This window comes from Caldifarcimen microaerophilum (genome assembly GCF_055387105.1).
This window is the reverse complement of sequence record NZ_AP038914.1, coordinates 2,050,848-2,070,015: the sequence shown is the minus strand read 5'-3', so window position 1 is coordinate 2,070,015 and position 19,168 is coordinate 2,050,848. Positions and strand designations below refer to the sequence as shown.

Sequence of the window (19,168 nt, the reverse complement as noted above, 5' to 3'; positions counted from 1 at the left end):
CTCCTCAGGATCAAGATTCCACACGGGGCAGGGTCACCCCGATCTGTTTCTGATATTTTCCTTTGCGATCGGCATAGGACACCTCGCACACCTCATCCGCCTCAAAGAACACGAGCTGGGCGATGCCCTCGCCCGCATAGATTTTGGCCGGAAGGGGTGTGGTGTTGGAAATCTCAATGGTGAGATACCCTTCCCATTCGGGCTCCAGGGGCGTGATGTTCACAATGATCCCGCACCGGGCATAGGTGGATTTGCCCACCACCAGCCCGAACACGCTCCGGGGGATCCGGAAATATTCCACGCTCCGTGCCAGGGCAAAGGAGTTGGGCGGGATGATGCACTCTTCCCCTTTCACGTCCACGAAGGTGGAAGTGTCAAAGGCTTTGGGATCCACCACCAGGGATCGGGTGGGCAGACGTTCCAGAAGATGGGCAGCCTGTTCCTTCTGCGCAAACAGGAAGGGAAGGAGCTGAGAAAGGAGCATGGCCAGGTCTCCCGGTCGCTGGAGGACGAACACCCCACCGTGGACATCCCCCCCGCCCAGGAGGGTCTGGATGCGTTTCAGGAGTTCCTCCGACGGCAGGCGAAGACGGAGGAGGGGTGGGTCGCTGGAGATCTCGCCATAAAGATCCACCAGGGCCGCGATGTAGCCCTTTTCGGAGTCCGAAAGCATCCGCACCGAAAACTCGGGCTGGAAGATCTTGAACTCGTCGGCCACCCGAATGTCATAGCCGTAGGAAGAAAGGCCATAGGAGATCTTCCCTTTCCGAACCAGCCGTTCCTCAAAGGGTTCGATCATCCGGTGTTTGAGGGCATATTCCCGAATCCACCGGTCGTTCTTGAGTCCCATGGATGCGCACCTCTCCGGTTTGATCTGGACGTTCCGGGGATATTATAGCCGCCCCCCAGAGACCTGTCAAACCATCAACATTCAAATCTCCCCCGATGTTCAAATCTACTCTGTTTACGGAATGATAAGCTTTTCATGGACGTTTTCGCCCACGAGAAACAGCACCCCCTTTTGTATACCGTGGAGAACCACCGTTTTTCTCCGCGTTCCACGAGGGATGAAAAAGGTGTGCACCTTTTGGCCCAGTGTGTTCAGCAAGGCAAGGCGCAGATTGGAGGGCGCGCCTTCAGGGAAAGAGAACACCAGACGGCCTTTTGACAGACGATAAACCACAACTTTTCCAGGAGCAGAAAAGTCCTCCCTGGTTGCTGTTCTGAGGAATTCGTAAACTTGCAAGCCGTTGATTCCATCGATCACAAAGGCCTGATAGTTAAACACGTCGACTTTCCGTGCCTGTCCAGGCGTGTCGTAGTATCCTACCTCCTGAGGGGAAGAGGGATTCGATATGTCGATCACGCGAAGCCCTGAATCTTCGTCCGCCACGAATGCATAAGAACCCATGATGGCTACATCTGTGGCATTCCCCGGCGTGTCATCGTACCCTGCCCCCTGAGGATTTGCAGGATCTGAGACATCGATCACCCGAAGTCCTCCCACTCGATCGGCAACATAGGCGTAAGAGCCGGAGACCTTAACTCCCCAAGCCGAACCGGGTGTGTCATAAAATCCTATCTCTCGCGGTTGAGCGGGGTCAGAGATATCAATGATTCGAAGGCCCGCGCTTGCGTCCGCCACATAGGCGTAGGGTCCTTGGACGTCCACGCTCATGGCCATCCCTGGCGTATCGAATGCTCCAACCATCTGAGGAGAGGCGGGATCAGAAAGGTTTATGACCAGGAGCCCTCCGAAGGAAGCAGCAAGGTAGGCATACGATCCCGACACCTCAACATCTTGAACGTATCCAGTGGTATCGAAGGAACCCATAATCTGTGGGGAAAAGGGATCAGAAATATCAATGGTGACAAGTTCAATTCGATCCAGTACCCAGATCTCGCCGACCACGAATGCGTAGGGCCAGACCACATAGACGTCCTTCATCACGAGGGGTACATAAACGTTCCCAACTTCATAAGGCTGCTCCGGTTGAGAGATGTCGAGAATCCTGAGTCTTGACGCGGGATCCGTGACATAGGCAAAAGAATCATGGACAAACACAGAAGCAACACCTTCTGGAAGCGGATAAAAATCGATCTCCTGCGGATGGGTGGGATCGGAAAGATCAACGGTACGAATGCCTGCGATGATCAGCATATCCGCAAATTGATCGGCGACATAGGCATAAGTTCCGGCAAAGTGAACGCATCGCGTGAACCCTACCCCTGTATACGTGCCCACGGTTTGGGGAGCGGAGACGTCAGCAATATCCAGGACCTGCAGGCCGATCGGCGTACCCACGTAAGCGTACGTTCCCGAAACGTGGACATTTACAATATCTTCTCCCGTGTAGACCCCAATTTCCTGGGGTGCGTCGGGATTGGAAACATCCAGGATCCTCAATCCTCCTGAACCGTCCGCGACAAATGCGAGGGTGCCTGAAAGATCCACGTCCATCGCATTGCCGGGCGTATCCAGAAATCCTGCTTCGAAGGGCGTGCCCGACAGTTGGATGATACGGAGCCCCGCATCTCCATCCGCAACGAGGGCATACGCTCCCATAACTTTCACGGCATGAGCATATCCAGGCGTATTGAAAGCGAGGACCTCCAGAGGTGAGGAGGGATTTGAGACGTCAATCACGCGGAAACCAACCGGTCCTTCGGCAACATAGGCAAAATCTCCCGAAACGAAAACATCTTCCACGCTATCTGAGGTCGGCATCTGGCCCAGAAGGATGGGGTTTGCGGGATCCTGTACATCCCAGATCTCTAACCCTTCCATTCTTACGGCAATGTACAACCGGTGACGGGCGGCTTCATAGAACAATCCCCTGACCCCGCCTCGTGTATGGATGGCTTCTGAGATTTTTTGTGGATTGGCTGGATCAGAAACATCAAGTATATAGACTCCGCCGCCTGATCCCACAAAGAGCAGGTTCCGAAAAGAGTCAGAAGCCATAGCAAAACAGGGGCCAAAGGGCCAGTTTCCCACAAATCGTACGTTGAGGGAATCCCGTTTCTGGATGGTCAAGTTTTCCATCTCACGCATTGCTCTTCCATCTCCCGAACCGATCTGTGCCATGAGCAGCGTAGGAACGGTGATGATCCTCATCCACGTCCGTCCACTCATGACGTTCCTCCTGTGGTGGATGTGTCATTGGTAAATCTACATCGTTGAAAAGGGAAATTCAACCCGGATCTGGGTCTCACACATCCCCCCGCTCCCCCGCCACGTGGAGGGCAAGGCCGGCGAGAATCAGGCCCATGCCGGCAAGGGAGAGGGGAGGGGGAACTTCGTGGAGGAGGAGCCAGGCCCAGAGGCTGGAGAGGACCGGTTCCCCTAGGATGAGCAGGCTCACACCGGTGGCCGTGGTGCGGCCCAGCCCCCAGTTGATCAGGGTGTGGCCCACCCCCTGAGGGATGAGGGCGAGATAGAGAAGCCATCCCCCGGCCCGGAGGTTCGGGATCTCAAGGGGTGTCCGGGAAAGGAGGGCGAGCCCCAGGAGAACCAGGGCGGCCACGGCGTAGACCGGCCCCACATACAGGGTGGCCGGAACGTGGGGGCGAACCCGCCTTCCCGAAAGCAGATAGCCCGCCGCGCACACCGCACCCGCGAGGGCAAGACCATCGCCCAGAAGGGCTTTTCCCCCCAGTGCCAGGTCTCCGCCTGCGAGGAGAACCATCCCGGTGAACACGATCAGGATCACGCCCAGCGTCCACAGAGGCCGGGCGAGTTCTCCCCGAACCCACTCCACCAGAGCGGTGAAGAGGGGCGTGGTGGTCACCAGCACCACGGAACTCGCCACCGTGGTGAAGAAGAGGGAGGAGATCCATAGGGCGAAATGCAGGCCCAGGAAAACACCGGCCAGGAGAGCCTCCCGGGGGAATCGGGTCACCCACCGGGCCCGGGGAAGTGTCCAGGAAAACACCAGGGCACCCAGGATCATGCGCCAGGTGGCGATGGCCAGGGCCGGCATGTCCGGCGCCACGAACCGAATGGCGATGGCGGCCGTGGAAATGGCCAGAACCCCGATCAAAACCGGGATCATTGCCTTTCCTCTCTCTGAGTTTGAGGGTACGCCATTGTACAGAACCCCTCTGGACGGTTCAACCGGGGGAGGACGAATTTAGGTTGCGTGCTCAAGGAGGGCATCCCCGGTGAAATTCTTCCACCGGGGGTGCTCCAGCAGGGCAGGGCGGAGAGACGCCGGCGTGTGTGCACACACAAAGCGAAGAATGTTCCGAACCTTCCATTCAAGGCGTGGAGCCAGCCGGGGTTCTCTCTGAAGGATCTCCACCAGAATGTCCAGCCATGCATCCCAGGCAAGGTGAGGTGGACAGGCCCGGAGCACGTCTTCGGCCCTTACATCCGCGAGATTCCACCTCCACAGGAAAAAGATCCGCCGGTGAGGAGGCCAGCGATCCCACGTCCACCGGGCAAGCTGAATCCCGGCTCTTCGACCGTTCTCCATGAGAAAATGGGCAAACACGTCCATGATTTCCGCCCGGAGCCCCGGACTTCGAAGCCTCCATGCCCACCGCAGGGCTTCCCGGAAGGCGCGCAGGGCCTCTTCTTCTCGGCCCATGCCCATAGCAATTCGGCCCTGGATTTCATACAAGAAAACATATCCCATCGGGTTTTGAACCCTGCGGGCAAGCTCCGGAAACCCTTCCATACGCTTCTGCGCAAGGTCAAAGGCCCCCACCGAAACCAGGACGCTGACAAGGTTATAGGTCGCCACCGACTCCGCAAGGAAGTCTCCTCGCTCTCTCGCCAGAGCAACGGCTTTTTCGAGATGCTCCAGGGTTTTACCGATGTATCCCCGACTCGCAAGGATCACCAGATTGCTGTGGATATTCTGCACCATGGAAACCATGCCGGAGGCTTCCGCGATTTCCAGGGCCTTCTTGTAGGTCCGGATCTTCAGGCGGAGATCGTGAGGGGGCAGGGTGTTGGCCTTGAGGTTGAGCATGCGGGCATGGAGGTGGGGATCTTCTGGATCGGGGAGGTTTTCCATTTTTTCCCAGAGGGTTTTGACTTCATCCCATTTTCCCCTGCGATAGGCAACCCACACCTTCATCATGAGCCATTCCCACTCCTCATCGGGCGAGCGGGGTTTCGCCTGCTGAAGAATGTCTTCCGCCCGCTGGAGTTCCCCTTTCCAGACCAGGGCTTCGGCCAGCAGGAGGGTTGCCTCCAGGGAAGGCGGCGTTTCCTCCAGACGTTCCAGCAGGGGGATCGCCTTCTGAATTCGCCCGGTGCGGATGAGGGCGCGGGCATGGGCAAGATCCATCTGGAGGTCCACCTCTTCGGACAGGTGGGAACGATAGGGTTCGATTTCACGAACAAGGTTCAGAATCGCCTGCCATGCTTCCATCTGGGTGAGTTCCTGCAGGACCGGGGGGATGAGTCTCTCTGCCGTTGAGAACTCTTCCGCCTGGAGGGCGAGGCGAATGACGAAATGATTCCGGGAAAGCCCCGGAAACTCCGCATGGAGGAAAAACTCCAGAAGACCGCGGGCATAGGTGATTTTTCGGTCTCTGGGAAGGCTGTTCAGCACCGCCTGCTGGAAAAGAGGCGTAGGGAAAGCGTATTTTTCCCAGGGAGGATCCGCAAGGGAAGGAAAGAGGGAGCGTTTTTCCAGAAGGTTCGCCCGAATTAGGGGAGCAAAACGGACCTCAAAGGCTTCTTCTCCAAGGTTCAGGGCATGCCGGACGGCTTCGGGAATCACGAAGGGTCCCATGACGGATGCACAGTCCAGGATTTCGCGGCTTTCCGGCGGAAGGGCGGTCAGCCGGGACAGCAACACCTCTTCCACCCGGGGTGGAACGTTTTGAAGTTCCAGACCTTCTTCCCGGACAAAATACATGAGTTCTCTGGCAAAGAGGGGCACCCCCCGGGTGCGATGATGGATTTCTTCAATCACGCCCGGGTCAGGCGTTTCCTGCCACGTCCGCTGCCACCATTCCCGGAGTTCCTCCCGGGTCAACGGTCCCAGCCGGATGGTGGTCGCTGGAATTTCCCGTTCAAGCCTGGAAAGTTCTTCCCTCCAGTGGGGGGTATCCTCCGAGGGCGTCCGACCGCTCACGACCAGAAAAACCGGGAATTCCTTCTGGAAAAACTTCCGGAGAACCTGAAACGTCCCGGGATCTGTCCACTGGGCATCATCCAGAATCATCACCCGGGGTTCCCGCAGAAACTGGGAAAACGTTTGGACGAGAACCCTTTCGGCCTCTTCAGGATCCCGGGGGAGAAACTTCAGGGCATCTTCTTCCAGGGCGGCCAGGATATCCGGAACGGACCGGTACAGGGACGTGTGGGCATCGGACCGCCTATCCACCAGGAGGTGCCACAGGGCATAGAGCAGGGGCCCATAGGGGGGCATTCCATAGGGAAGGGCGCGGGCGATGATCACCTGGTCCAGAGGAATCCACGAAAGGAACTCCGCAATGAACCGGGTTTTCCCTATCCCTGGTTCTCCAAGGATCCGGACCATGGTGGGACGGGGGTGAGCGCGAAATTGCTCCCAGGCGTTGTAGAGATCCAGAAGCTCCTGCGCCCGTCCCACAAAGACACTTCCTCCCCCGCCCGGGAGGTCCTGGCGCTCCAGGATACCCCGCAGGAGATAGGCCTCCTGGACACCCAGTCCGGGGAGATCCAGACGCTTCAGAAAGCGAAATTCAAAGGCATCCCGGGAACGCTCCCATGTCCGGCGATCCACCAGAAATTCGCCGGCGCGGGAGTGCTCCTCCAGCCGGGCTGCGAGGTTCATGGGCTCGCCGACGAACCGCACACCCCCTTCGGGAAGAACAAGCACCCGTCCGGAAGCCACGCCGCCGTGAACATCCAGTCCAGGCAGTTCTTCCGGAACACGCCGTTTCAGGCGTTCGCACATCAACAGGGCACGGTCTGTTGCCCCCTCCATCACCTTTGGATATCCGAATAAACACAGCGCACCGTCTCCGAGCTTCTGATACAGGATCCCTCCTGCGCGCTGGACTTCCTCTTCAACGATCGAAAAAAACCGATCGGTGATCTCGGCCACCTCTTCGGGGGTACGGGAACGCACCAGGCGCGTGTATCCGGCGAGGTCCACAAAAACAACCGTGACGGGATAGAATGCGGGACGTTCCGATCGAACACGAGCCCCGCACTGCGGGCAGAATCGGGCTCCCTCCGGAAGGTCAGCTCCGCAGGTTAAACAGGTGGTTTGCATGTCGCGAATATTTATACATCCCCATGAAAGGTCTTTCAACCCGCCGGCATCCCGCCTTGAAGTTTCTCCCCTCGCAGCGTACAATATGCCCGGTTGGGAAACGGGTTGCCTCAAAGGGAGGAGAAGGAAAGGCCCATGAAGCGAAGGTTTTTCATCAAGACGTTCGGCTGTCAGATGAACGAATACGACTCGGCCCGCATCCAGGCCCAGCTGGAAAGCTTGGGGTTTGTCCCCTCGTCATCGCCGGATCAGGCGGATGTCGTACTGGTGAACACCTGCACGGTGCGGGAGAAAGCCGCCGAAAAGGCCCTTCACCTGGTCCACCACGCCGCCAAACGGGGGAAAAAGGTGGTGGTGCTGGGCTGTCTTGCCCAGCAAATGAAAGAACAACTCCTGGATCACGGGGCCCATGCTGTCGTGGGACCGCGGAGTTACGCCGTCCTGCCCCAGCTTTTGCTGGATGAAGGCTTTTCTGGGGGTGTGTATTGTGAGGATATGGTGGATCATGACCACAACCGGGAACTCCACATCGAACCCGGACAGATTTCAGCTTTCCTGACCATCATGATCGGGTGCGATCACTTCTGCACCTTCTGCATTGTGCCCTACACCCGGGGGCGGGAGATCTCCCGCCCGGTTCCGGAGGTGGTGGAAGACGCCCTCACGCTGGAACGCAAAGGCATTCTTGAACTCACCCTTCTGGGACAGAACGTGAATGCATACGTGGATGGCCCCCACGATTTCGCCGATCTCCTTTCCATCCTGGATCGGCGCACCCGGTTTTTGTGGATCAAGTTCACCAGTCCCCATCCCTCCGACATCACCGTGAAAGTGCTGGACACCCTGGCCCAATCCACCCGCCTTTCCCACTGGATCCACCTCCCCCTTCAGGCGGGATCTACCCGCATCCTGAAGGACATGCGCCGGGGCTACACCAAAGAAGAATACCTCGAACTGGCCCGCGCCATCCGGAAGATTTTGCCCGATGCCATCATCACCACGGATGTGATGGTGGGCTATCCCGGAGAGACCGAGGAGGACTTTGAAGACACGCTGGATGTGGTGCGTGAGGTCCGGTTTGACGGGGCCTACATGTTCATCTATTCCCCTCGCCCCGGAACCCCGGCGGCCAAACGCAAAGATCAGGTGCCTGAAGAGGAAAAGGGCCGGCGTCTGAGGGTGTTGATTGAAGAGGTGAACCGCGGGATCTATCTCCAGCGCCAGAAACTCCTTGATCGGGAGGTGGACGTGCTGGTGGAGGGGCCGTCCAAGAAAGACCCCTCCTTCAGTGCCGGGAAAACCCGCAACCACCTGACCGTGATCGCACCGGGGCGATATGAGCCCGGAACCCTTCTCCGGGGCCGGATCCGGACCATCCGGGGCCTCACCCCCGTGATGGAGGTGGAGGAGGTGATCCCCCGGGAGGAACTGTATGCCCGGCTCGGATATCCTGTGCTCCGGGAGGTTGGATCATGAACCACACCCCCACCGAACTTCTCATCGTGGTGGCGGCGAGGATGATGGAGGACGGTAAAACGGCGTTCATCGGAACAGGCATTCCCATGCTGGCGGCCATGCTGGCCCAGCGCCTCCACGCCCCCAACCTGATCCCCATCTTTGAATTCGGAGGCGTGGGAGCACGACTACGCAAACTTCCCCGTGCGGTGGGCGAAAGCCGGACCTTCCACCAGGCCGTGGCTGCCACGGGCATCACGGACATCATGGAAACGGCCGCCCGCGGCTTTGTGGATTATGGCTTTCTCGGAGGTGCCCAGATCGATCCCTACGGCAACCTGAACACCTCTGTGATCGGCCCCTATGAACGTCCGAAAGTGCGTTTGCCCGGCCCCGGTGGGGGGAACGAGGTGGGGAGCCTGTGCTGGAAAACCATCATCCTGATGAAGCACGAACCCCGCCGTTTCGTGGAAAAGGTGGATTTCATTACGACGCCGGGCTATCTCACCGGTCCCGGTGCCCGGGAAGCCGCAGGGCTTCCAGAGGGAACCGGTCCCTATCGGGTGATCACCGACCTCGCCGTGATGGGGTTTGATGAAGAAACCCGGCGGATGAAGGTGCTGTCCCTCCATCCCGGTGTGTCCCGAAAAACCGTGGAAGAGCGAACGGGGTTTGAACTCCTCTGGAGCGACAACCTCACCGAAACCCCGCCGCCCACACCGGACGAACTGGAAATCCTCCGGGAAGAGATTGATCCGGAGGGGCTGTATCGGTAGGCCCTCGCCGAATTCCGCCCTATAACGGGAGGCTGGGGTGAACGCTGTGTTTCCCCTTTTGCATAACCTGGCCCGGGCTTTTCTCGACGCTCTGATTCCCCCTCTCTGCTGGGGGTGTGAGGAAGCGTGGACCGAAGGCGCAGGATTCTGCCCTGCTTGCGCGGATAGGCTTGAAAAGCATCGCCTCCCCCTTGAGGTGTGCCGGATCTGCGGGATGCCCATGGAAGGGCGATCCTGCTTCCGGTGCTTTCAGTTTGGAAAACCCTTCGCCTTCCGCCGGGCGCGGGCGAGCTTTTATTATGCCGGCATGGCCAAAACCCTGATGCGCAAAGGCAAATACGGGGGATATCCCGCTCTCCTCCTTCACCTTGCCGAACACACCCTCCTGGACTGGCCACTGGGGGCGGAGGCCGTCACCTTTGTTCCGGGAAACCCCGAACGCACCCGGGAACGGGGCTATGAGCCTTCCCGCATCCTGGCCCGTTTTGTGGCCGAGACCCTGGAACTCCCTTTCCTGGACGTTCTGGCTTCCCGAAAGGGTCCTTCGCAGGCCGCCCAGTCTTCCCATGAAGCACGGATCCAGAACGCCCGGGGACGATTAACCCTTCGGGGAGAGCCATCCCTTCCCTCACGCGTCCTTCTCGTGGATGATATCATCACCACCGGAGCCACCCTCCATGAAGCCTCCCGGGTTCTCCGAACCGGTGGGGTTCAGGAGGTGGAGGTGTGGACGCTGGCGTCGGAGGTCCCGTCCTCTTTTCTGCCCGAAGGGCTATCCGTCTGAGGGTCTGTGGGGGACGGGAAGCACCACGGTGACCCGGGTCCCTTTCTCTTCCTCGCTCTCCAAACGAACGGTCCCTCCCCACCGTTCCACCGCAACCCGGACAAGGCTCAGCCCCAGCCCTGTGCCTCCCTGAAACTGCACAAAGGGGTTAAACACCTGCTCCCGCATGGGCGCGGGAATTCCCCGTCCCGTGTCCTCCACCACGATTTCGACCTCTCCCGGGCGATGGACCACCCGCACGGCGATGCGCCCTCCGGGCCGGTTGTAACGCACGGCGTTATCCAGCAGGGGGAACAGGATGGTGGAGAGAAGAAAGCGGTCCAGGGGAAGGGGAGAAGGCACCTCACACCGGAAATCCAGCGCAAGGCTTTCGCTCTGAACTCTTCCCTCAAAGGCTTTGAGGATGGTCCTGATTTCCGCGCACCAGTCACCGGGCGCCAGAATCGGGTCCCACGCTTCCAGTTTGTGCTGGCGGGAGAGCATTTCCACCAGGACTTCCATCCGTTCCAGGTTCCTTCCCACCGTCTCCAGAAAGGCTTCTCGTTCCATGGAACCGCTCTCGAAGAGGTCAAAGGCCATCCGGATGTTGGACAGGGGGGTGCGAAGTTCATGGGAAATCTGGGAAAAAAGATGAAGCTGGTTTTCCCGAAGCGCGACATCGGGACGGGGCAGGACAAAGACCCACCGCAGAGGACCGTCCCGGATTCCCCGGAACTCCAGCACACCCGAGGGACGGCGGAGCAGGATGGACACGGTTTCATGCTTCTCCAGTGCCTGGAGGAATCCGAAGATTTCGTGCCGGCGCACCCGTTCCCACAAATAGGCTCCGCCCCGTGAGAACAGCGCGTGGGCCCGGGCGTTTTCGGCCAGAATTCGCCCGTCTGCGTCAATTAGCAGAACGCCTTCCTGGAGAAAGTCCGCCCAGGGAGGGAGCGGGTTCTGCATGGGGGGTCAGTCCAGGGGGGCGAACCCGAGACGATGGGTCAACTCATCCCGGTGGGCGTCCACAAACTCCATCCACGCCACCCACAGGTCCCGGAAGGCCAGGAATTTTTCAAAGGGATCCTCGGTGAGAAAAGGTTTTTCCAGGGCAAGGGTGATGTTGTCCAGGGCTTCCCGAGCGCTTTCCACATCGCCCCGGGTGAGATATTCCACCGCCAGCACCTCACTTGCCCGCAGCACCCGGTCTTCCAGGTCGTCCCTCAGGTAGATCCCGGGATAGGGGTCCAGTTCTTCCACCCGCACTCGCCGCATGCCCGGACGGGCGCGCTGTTTGCGGAGCTTCTCCCGTTCCACGATGAACCGGACGATGTCCTCCCGCATCTGACGCCATACGGGATGGGTTTTCGGAGGGGGGAGGTGGAGAATGCGGAGGGTGTTGTCCAGGAAAAAGTCAAAATAAAACATCCGGGCGTTCAGGAGATAGTCAATGTCTTCCCCGCGGGGGACCTGAGGGTCGAAGGGCACCATCCGGAACATCTCCCGGTGGATAATCATGGCCCCACCAAACACAAACGGCGTTTCCTTGAACCGGGGAGGTGAAGCGATCACATCCTCAAAGGCCTGATTCATGGCCTCCACCTTCCCCCAGATTTTGGCCCAGGGGTGGTGGGAAGGCCGAAGCAAAAACTCCCCTTCCGCATTCACATAATAGCCGGCCACGCCATACACCATTCGTCCCCCCAGGGGCTTTCCGATCAGGGACGTGGCCCGTTCCACCCAGTCCTCATCCAGAAACACCTCGTCGTCATCCACAAAAAGCACCACATCACCACCGGCAAGGAAGGCCCCCCACAGGCCGGCGTTCCGGATATTGCTGTAGCCGTGAAAGGTCGTGAAGGGGAGAAACTGGGAGGCTTCTTTTTCTTCCAGGAATTCCCGCAGGGCACGGCTCGCCTGGGGCCCCAGAATCCGGGTGGGGATTTCTTCCGGAACATGGCGCCTCACCAGGCGCTCCACCCGGGGCTCCACCGCGTCCCCGATCTCGTCGGAGACGGCCACCACCACGATCAGGAGTTCAAAATCCCGCGCCGCGAGACGAGAAAGGCTTTCCAGAGTCCGTCCGAGGGTCCCCTCCCGGTCGAGTGGCGTGGGATGATCATACACATCGTCTCCTTCCACCCATCCTTCCCGGGTGGTTCGGCTCCAGTAGGTGGGAATGACCATGATTTTTTTCATGCGAGCACCTCTCCTGCATGACGAAGACCCGCGGGGACGCCCTGGATGGCGTGGGCTGCCCGCAGGGCCAGGTTTGCCGTCACCTCGTCTCCGGGAAAACCTCCGTCCACCACCATCCGGAGAGGAGGACTCCCCTCCACGCGCACCTCGTCCCTCGGGTGATCCACCCCCACGGCCATCTCCAGGTGGAGGAGGATGCGTTCATGCAGCCCCTCATACCCCCGTACCCTGTGACGAATCCCCCGGACCTGACCTGGACGGATGGTGACAAACTCCGTGCATTCAAACCGTTCGGCCACCAGGGGGGTGAGCTCTTCCTCCACCCGGGTGAGGCGGAACCCGAGAAGGTGGGCCAGAAGATAGGCGGACTCCACAAGCCCCACATGGCCCAGGTGTTCCCTCCGGGCTTCAAAGGCCTCCACGGATAAGCCTGCGCCGATCTTTTGCTGGAGGGGTTTTCTCCGGTACCGGACTTCCTGGACCCGGGTCACTTCCACCCGCTGGACGTTCAGGCTGGCTTTCGCCACCAACGCCGGGAACACGTCCATGGCGAACCCCGGGTTCACGCCCACCCCGACCACGGCCACCCCCTTTCGCCGGGCAAGCCCATCCAGACGCCCGGACTCATCTGGATACCGCACCCAGGGGAAGGCAAGCTCCTCTGTGGTGGACACCACGTTCATCCCCCGTTCCACAAGAAGGAGAAGATCAGGCAGAACCTCAGGAAGATGGGAGCGGGTGTGGTGGAGGGCAATCCGGGCCCGGGGAGCTCGGGCAATGTCCCCATACACCGGAATGCCCAGGGGCTCTGTTCCCAGGATCTCACCCACGTCCTTCCCGATCCAGTCGGGACGGAGATCCACCGCACCGACAAGTTCAAGGTGGGGATCTTCCAGCACCCGCCGGGCCACGGCCTGACCGATGGGACCGAGGCCTATGAGGAGGACTGAAGCCACGGCTCCGCCTCCGGGCGAACATAGGTGGGCAGGACCCGATAAACCTCCTGCACGTCCCTGCGGATGGCTTCCTTGAGCTCCTCGAGAGAAGCGAACTTCTTCTCATCCCGGAGGTAACACACGAAGTCCAGCGTCATACGCTCTCCGTAGAGATCCCCCTCAAACCCGAGAATATGGGCCTCCACCACCGGTTCCGGTGCCGGTGCGGTGTCCACCGTGGGACGAAAACCCACGGAGATGGCGGCCGGACGGGTCATCCCCTGAAAGCGGGCCCACCCCGCGTAAATCCCCACCCTGGGAAGGAGTTTCCAGGGATGGACCTCCAGGTTGGCGGTGGGATAGCCCAGCTTTCGGCCCAGCCCCTTCCCCCGAACCACCACGCCGGGGACGGAATAGGGCGATCCCAGCATCTCGTTGGCTTTCTGGAGCTCGCCTTCCCGGAGAAGGGAACGGATGCGTTCGCTGTTCACAATCTCTCCCTTCACCCGGACGGGAGGCACCACCAGAAGGGAAAGGTCCAGGTCCTCCACCCGGGAGGCAAGCCACGCGGCATCTCCTTCCCGCCGGTGTCCAAATCGGTGATTGTAGCCCATCACCACCGCCCGGGCCCCCAGCCGATCCCGGAGATCCCGGAGAAAAGCGTCTGCGGGAATCTTCAGGGTCTCCTCAAGGGGGAGTTCAGATGCGATGTCCACCCCCGCGAGTTCAAAGGCCTCTTTCTTTTCCTCCGGCGTGAAGAGCTGGGTGCGATGGGGCTCGGGAAGAAACCGGGGAGAGAAGGGGAAATACAGAACCACCGAAGGCACGCGGAAGCGGGATGCAAGCCACCGCACCCATCCCACAAGTTCCCGATGGGCCCGGTGGAGACCGTCAAAGGTGCCCACCGCCACCACCGATCCGTCCAGACGTAGCTCTTTGAACGGAACAAACCGGATCATGTTCGATGCTCCTCCAGAGGCAGCAGTCGCTCAGGATACAGCCCTTCCCAGGTGAGCATGCCGACACCCAGGAAATTCCCTTCGGGATCATACACCCGGACATGCTGAAACATGCCCGTCCCCCGCTGGGCCACGGCCTGGAGGGACACCCGATTCCCGTTCACAAAACGGGCCACTCCACGGGGTTTGAGCACCACCCGGTCCAGGTGACGCAATCCCTCATCCAGCCCCAGAATCCGGTCCCGGATCCCCTCCTCATCCTCCAGGGGGACCGCCTCTTCCACCCGGAAAGGACCGATGGCGATCCGGCGGAGTTCTTCCACCACCCCCACCGTGCCCAGTGCTTCTGCAATGTCCCGGGCAAGGGAACGAATATACGTTCCCTTGGACACCCGTGTCCGGAGGAACAGCCGGGCAGGCTCGAAATCCAGGAGCTCCAGTTCATAGATGGTGACCCGCTTTTTGCCCGGACTCACCAGAACCCCCTCCCGGGCAAGTTCATACAGGCGCTTGCCCCGGATTTTTTTGGCGGAAAAAGCCGGAGGGACCTGGTCGATCTCCCCCCGGAACGTGCGAAGGACCTGCTCAATGCCCTCCCGTGTGAGGGGAGGGACTTCCCGTTCGAGCAGGATCTCACCCGTGATGTCCAGGGTGTCGGTGAGAATCCCCAGGCGAAAAGTGGCGAGATAGGTTTTGGGCAAATCCATCAAAAAGGGAAGAAACCGGGTGGCCCTGCCGATGCCCAGGATCAGAAGGCCTGTGGCATGGGGATCCAGGCTTCCCGAATGGCCCACCTTCCGGATGCCCAGGATCCTGCGGACCCGATCCACCACCCCGTGGGAGGTGATGCCCTTGGGTTTGTCAATCAGAAGGAATCCATCCATTCGGTCTCCTCCACATACACGAAGTGAAACACCGGTGCTTTCCGGATATAGAGCTCTTTCCCCACCCGGCGACGGATCTCTCCCTGCAGGGCTTCCAGTCGCTCCTGCGCCCGTGCTCGATCCTCTTCGTTCCCGAAAAGAAGGGAATAATACACCTTTGCCTCTTCGAGATCGTCCCGGACGTCAATCCGGTGAAGACTGATCCGTCGCAACAGGGGGTCGTCCATCTCAAGGAACAGATCCGCCAGCACTTTCCGCAGTTCCTCGCCCAGCCGCTCGCCTCGCCGGAAGGGACGCATCACTCCGTCACCACAAGTTCACGGGACGCTTTGGCCTCGTTGAGGCGGCGAACCGGTGTGGTGTGGGGAGCCTCTTTCACAAGTTCTGGAGTTTCATGGGCTTCCTGCACCACCGTTCGGAGGATGTCCGCATACCGCTCCAGGGTCTCGGGGGTCTCGGTTTCGGTGGGTTCCACCATGAAGGCTTCGGAGACGATGAGGGGGAAATACACGGTGGGAGCATACACGCCGTAATCCAGCAACCGCTTGGCCACGTCCATCGCCCGTACACCGGTTTCCTTCTTGAGTTTGGCAAGACTCACCACGAATTCGTGCATGGGTGGCAGGGGGGAGGCCGGCTCAAAGAGGTCTTTCAAAAGATGAAAGAGATAACGGGCGTTGAGCACGGCGTTCTCGGCCACTTCCCGCAGACCTTCCGCCCCCAGCCTCCGGATATAGGTGTAGGCCCGAACCATCACCAGAAAATGCCCCCAGAACCCCAGCACCTTGCCGATGGAATGGGGGGCGTCAAAGGAAAATTTCAGGCGGCCCTCTTCTTCCACGATGCGGGGTACCGGAAGATAGGGTTCCAGATGGGCCTTCACCACCACCGGCCCCGAACCGGGGCCACCGCCTCCGTGAGGGGTGGAGAAGGTCTTGTGGAGGTTGATGTGCATGGCATCCACCCCCACGTCGCCCGGCCGGACGTATCCGAGAAGGGCGTTGAGGTTGGCACCGTCCATATACACCAGTCCTCCCACGCTGTGCACCGCCTCCACGATTTCCCGGATCTGGACTTCAAACAGCCCCAGCGTGTTGGGGTTGGTGATCATGAGGGCAGCCACATCCTCCGAGAGATGCGCTTTCAGCGCCTCAAGATCCACCAGCCCTTCGGGAGTGGACGGGATGGTCACGCTCTCGTAGCCTGCAAGGGTGGTAGATGCCGGGTTGGTTCCGTGGGCCGAGTCCGGGACCAGGACGATCTTCCGGGGATTCCCCTGGGCGGTGTGGTAGGCCCGAATCATGAGAAGGGCCGTGAGTTCGCCCTGAGCACCGGCGGCAGGCTGGAGGGTGGCGGCATCCATTCCCGTGATGGCGGTGAGGGCATCTTCCAGCGCTTTCATCAGTTTCAGCGCTCCCTGGGCGGTCTCTTCCGGCTGGAGGGGATGAATGTGGAGAAACCCCGGAAGGCGAGCCATTTGTTCGTTTACCCGGGGATTGTGCTTCATCGTGCAGGATCCCAGGGGATAGATGCCGAGGTCCAGGTGATAGTTGGCCCGGGAGAGCCGCACAAAATGGCGGATCACCTCGGGTTCGGAAACTTCCGGAAGTTCCAGATCCAGATGGCGCTGAAGGGCGGTGGGAATCTCCTTGGGGGCGTCGGGAAAGGCTCCGTCATCCAGTTCCAGGCCCCGCCGTCCGGGACGGGACAGCTCAAAAATGGTGGGCTCAAAAGCCTTGCTCATGGTTTCCCTCCCCTGAACAGGCGGATTTCCAGGCTGTCTGTGCTGCTCGATGAAAAGGAAAGGAGAAGTTTGTCCCGGGGAAAGCCTGCGGCAAGGATCTTTTCACCCAGCGTGGCGGCCCGCCGGGCAGCGAGATTATAGCCCGGATCCTTCCCCCGGCGATAGGCCGGAATCCACACTTCCGCCCGGGTGAGGCTGGTGTCGGACAGGGCGGAAAGAAAGTCCCGCAGCGCCTGATCCGCACCCCGTGCAAGGCGCGGGCTGTTCCGCCGAAAGATCTGGTTGATCTGGAAGGCGAACCGCTGGGGAAGGAGGGCTTCTCGTTCCTCCTCCAGCACCTTCCGGGTGCTTTCGGGAAGGGCCACTTCCAGCGGTTGGCCCGAAGGCCGGAGTTCCTGGAGTTTTCGGGCCAGGAGGAGGTTATCTTCCTCAAGGTCCGAGACAGCCTGCACCAGGGGGCGCCACCGCTCCACATAGAAATAGGCCCCAAAGCCCAGAAGCACCAGCGTGGTCAGAAAGAAAAAGAGCGAAGAGAGTTTCATTCCTTTTTCCGGCGACTTTCGAGGAAACGATCCAGGGCCTCGGGCGTGAGATGGGTGTGCTGTTCCCCATCCAGAATTCCCGCGGGTGCGCCATCGCACAGCCCGATGCATTCCACCTGTTCAAAGGAGAACAGCCCGTCTTCCGTGACTTCCCCCTCCTCCACCCCGAGGCGGACTTTCAGGTGCTCCACCAGATCCATCGCACCGTTCAGAAGGCAGGACAGGTTGGTGCATAGATAGAGGCGATGGCGACCTTTGAATTCGAAATCGATGAAATGGTAATAACTTCCGGTTTGCACCAGGATGCCCTCGGGAATCCCGAGCACCTCACTGATCAGGGCAAGGCTTTCCGGTGTGACATAGCCAAAGGTCTCCTGCGCCGCAAGGAGTGATGGCAAAATGGCCGTGTGACCTTTGGGGAACTTCCGTTTGATCTCCTCAATCCGCTCACGGAAGGTGTCAAGGGTCCGCACACTCATCGGTCCACCTCCCCGAACACGGGATCAAAACTCCCGATGATGGCCACCACGTCCGCCACCAGATGACCCGGAAGGATATGTTCCAGCACCTGAAGGTTCACGAAGGAGGGGGGACGGACGCGGAAGCGATAGGGCCGGGGGGAACCGTCGGAAACGATGTAATAGCCGAGTTCCCCTTTGGGGGCCTCCACGCCGACATAGACCTCCCCCGGCGGGGGAGAAAACCCTTCGGAGACAAGCTTGAAATGGTGGATGAGTTCCTCCATTCCGCGGTACACCTCCGACTTGGGAGGTGGAACGATCTTGAAATCGTCCAGAAGGACCGGCCCGTCGGGAATTTCCTTCACAAGCTGGTTCAGAATCCGGACGGATTCTCGCATCTCCTCCATCCGGACCATGTACCGGGCGAACACATCCCCTTCATCCCGCACGGGGACCTCAAACGCCACCTGATCATACACGAGATAGGGTTCCAGTTTCCGAAGGTCCCGGTTCACGCCGGAAGCCCGGAGGGCGGGTCCCGTCACCCCCAGGGAAACCGCATCTTCCGCCCGGAGGACCCCCACACCTTTCGTCCGGGCAAGGAAGATGTCGTTCCCCGTGACCAGGGCGTGCCATTCGGCGAGTTCTTTTTCGAAATTGGAAAGGAAAGCCTGGAGTTCGTCCAGCCACCCCGGCGGGAGATCCCCCATCACACCGCCGATCCGCATATAGGCGTTGTTCATCCGCTGACCGGAAGCCATCTCCAGAAGATCCAGGATCTTTTCCCGTTCCCGGAAGGCATAGAAGAAGGGTGTGAGGGCGCCCAGGTCCAGGAGGGAGGTTCCGAACCAGACCAGGTGGGATTCCAGACGGGAGAGTTCGGACATGATGGTGCGGATATACTGCGCCCGTTCCGGTGCCTCCACCCCCAGGAGCTTTTCCACTGCCAGGACATACCCCAGGTTGTTGATGAGGGGAGAGAGATAATCCATCCGGTCCGTCCAGGGGAGAACCTGGAAATAACTGCGATGTTCCGCGATCTTTTCCGTTCCCCGGTGGAGATAGCCGATGATCACCTCGGCCTTCTGGATCACCTCTCCATCCAGGTAAAGGCGAATCCGCATCACCCCGTGGGTGGCGGGGTGCTGCGGGCCCATGTTGAGCTCAAGGATCTCCGTGTTGATTCCGGTTTTCTGCCTGAAGGCAATGTCCAGCATGGCAGGCTCC

General features: G+C 59.9%; 16 protein-coding genes and 2 pseudogenes. 3 read left to right on the top strand and 15 right to left on the bottom strand.

Going from position 1 to position 19,168, the window contains the following annotated elements:
• Window positions 1-10: 10 nt before the first annotated feature.
• The 5 genes and pseudogenes from dcd to AC6HU3_RS09750 all read right to left on the bottom strand — a co-directional run.
• Window positions 11-403: pseudogene (gene dcd / locus AC6HU3_RS09770) on the bottom strand (dCTP deaminase); the annotation flags it as partial.
• 291 nt (window positions 404-694) lie between these two features.
• Window positions 695-850: pseudogene (locus AC6HU3_RS09765) on the bottom strand (dCTP deaminase); the annotation flags it as partial.
• 114 nt (window positions 851-964) lie between these two features.
• A complete protein-coding gene (locus AC6HU3_RS09760) occupies window positions 965-3,136 on the bottom strand; it encodes an LVIVD repeat-containing protein (RefSeq protein ID WP_497473577.1) in 2,172 nt (723 codons plus the stop codon).
• A 76-nt stretch (window positions 3,137-3,212) separates the two neighbouring features.
• Entirely contained in the window at window positions 3,213-4,055 is an 843-nt protein-coding gene (locus tag AC6HU3_RS09755; protein ID WP_497473576.1) for a DMT family transporter, read from the bottom strand.
• A 78-nt stretch (window positions 4,056-4,133) separates the two neighbouring features.
• Window positions 4,134-7,223 (bottom strand): AAA family ATPase, encoded by a 3,090-nt coding sequence (locus AC6HU3_RS09750; RefSeq protein WP_497473575.1) that lies wholly within the window; start codon window positions 7,221-7,223, stop codon window positions 4,134-4,136.
• A gap of 135 nt (window positions 7,224-7,358) precedes the next feature.
• Between AC6HU3_RS09750 and miaB the strand changes: the two genes are divergently transcribed.
• The 3 genes from miaB to AC6HU3_RS09735 are packed head-to-tail and all read left to right on the top strand — an operon-like array spanning window position 7,359 to window position 10,238.
• Complete coding sequence (gene miaB / locus AC6HU3_RS09745) at window positions 7,359-8,699, top strand: tRNA (N6-isopentenyl adenosine(37)-C2)-methylthiotransferase MiaB (protein ID WP_497473574.1); 1,341 nt, start codon at window positions 7,359-7,361, stop codon at window positions 8,697-8,699.
• Window positions 8,696-9,454, top strand: a complete 759-nt coding sequence (locus AC6HU3_RS09740; RefSeq protein WP_497473573.1) for a CoA-transferase subunit beta — start codon at window positions 8,696-8,698, stop codon at window positions 9,452-9,454. Before miaB ends, AC6HU3_RS09740 begins: the two co-directional genes overlap by 4 nt.
• Window positions 9,455-9,491: 37 nt before the next feature.
• Window positions 9,492-10,238: a phosphoribosyltransferase family protein gene (locus AC6HU3_RS09735; RefSeq protein WP_497473572.1), complete on the top strand. Its 747-nt coding sequence runs from the start codon at window positions 9,492-9,494 to the stop codon at window positions 10,236-10,238.
• Here the strand turns inward: AC6HU3_RS09735 and AC6HU3_RS09730 are convergent.
• Genes AC6HU3_RS09730 through nuoD form a run of 10 tightly spaced genes read right to left on the bottom strand, consistent with a single transcriptional unit; the run spans window position 10,227 to window position 19,158 of the window.
• Window positions 10,227-11,183, bottom strand: coding sequence for a sensor histidine kinase (locus tag AC6HU3_RS09730; RefSeq protein ID WP_497473571.1), 957 nt, complete (start codon window positions 11,181-11,183; stop codon window positions 10,227-10,229). The genes AC6HU3_RS09735 and AC6HU3_RS09730 overlap by 12 nt on opposite strands.
• A gap of 6 nt (window positions 11,184-11,189) precedes the next feature.
• Window positions 11,190-12,416 carry a glycosyltransferase family protein gene (locus tag AC6HU3_RS09725; protein WP_497473570.1) on the bottom strand — a complete coding sequence of 409 codons (1,227 nt, stop codon included), beginning with the start codon at window positions 12,414-12,416 and terminating at the stop codon, window positions 11,190-11,192.
• The gene (locus tag AC6HU3_RS09720) at window positions 12,413-13,372 is read right to left on the bottom strand and encodes an NAD(P)H-dependent amine dehydrogenase family protein (RefSeq protein ID WP_497473569.1); all 960 of its coding nucleotides are present in this window, start codon (window positions 13,370-13,372) and stop codon (window positions 12,413-12,415) included. The genes AC6HU3_RS09725 and AC6HU3_RS09720 overlap by 4 nt, the downstream gene beginning before the upstream one ends.
• Entirely contained in the window at window positions 13,351-14,310 is a 960-nt protein-coding gene (gene ribF, locus AC6HU3_RS09715) for a riboflavin biosynthesis protein RibF (protein WP_497473568.1), read from the bottom strand. Before ribF ends, AC6HU3_RS09720 begins: the two co-directional genes overlap by 22 nt.
• Window positions 14,307-15,194, bottom strand: coding sequence for a tRNA pseudouridine(55) synthase TruB (gene truB / locus AC6HU3_RS09710; protein WP_497473567.1), 888 nt, complete (start codon window positions 15,192-15,194; stop codon window positions 14,307-14,309). Before truB ends, ribF begins: the two co-directional genes overlap by 4 nt.
• On the bottom strand, window positions 15,176-15,493 hold the full coding sequence (locus AC6HU3_RS09705) for a ribosome-binding factor A (RefSeq protein WP_497473566.1): 318 nt from the start codon (window positions 15,491-15,493) through the stop codon (window positions 15,176-15,178). Before AC6HU3_RS09705 ends, truB begins: the two co-directional genes overlap by 19 nt.
• Window positions 15,493-16,938 carry an aminomethyl-transferring glycine dehydrogenase subunit GcvPB gene (gcvPB, locus tag AC6HU3_RS09700; RefSeq protein ID WP_497473565.1) on the bottom strand — a complete coding sequence of 482 codons (1,446 nt, stop codon included), beginning with the start codon at window positions 16,936-16,938 and terminating at the stop codon, window positions 15,493-15,495. The genes AC6HU3_RS09705 and gcvPB overlap by 1 nt, the downstream gene beginning before the upstream one ends.
• Entirely contained in the window at window positions 16,935-17,480 is a 546-nt protein-coding gene (locus AC6HU3_RS09695) for a hypothetical protein (RefSeq protein ID WP_497473564.1), read from the bottom strand. The genes gcvPB and AC6HU3_RS09695 overlap by 4 nt, the downstream gene beginning before the upstream one ends.
• Window positions 17,477-17,959: an NADH-quinone oxidoreductase subunit NuoE family protein gene (locus AC6HU3_RS09690; protein WP_497473563.1), complete on the bottom strand. Its 483-nt coding sequence runs from the start codon at window positions 17,957-17,959 to the stop codon at window positions 17,477-17,479. The genes AC6HU3_RS09695 and AC6HU3_RS09690 overlap by 4 nt, the downstream gene beginning before the upstream one ends.
• Window positions 17,956-19,158, bottom strand: a complete 1,203-nt coding sequence (gene nuoD / locus AC6HU3_RS09685; RefSeq protein WP_497473562.1) for an NADH dehydrogenase (quinone) subunit D — start codon at window positions 19,156-19,158, stop codon at window positions 17,956-17,958. Before nuoD ends, AC6HU3_RS09690 begins: the two co-directional genes overlap by 4 nt.
• Window positions 19,159-19,168 lie beyond the last annotated feature (10 nt).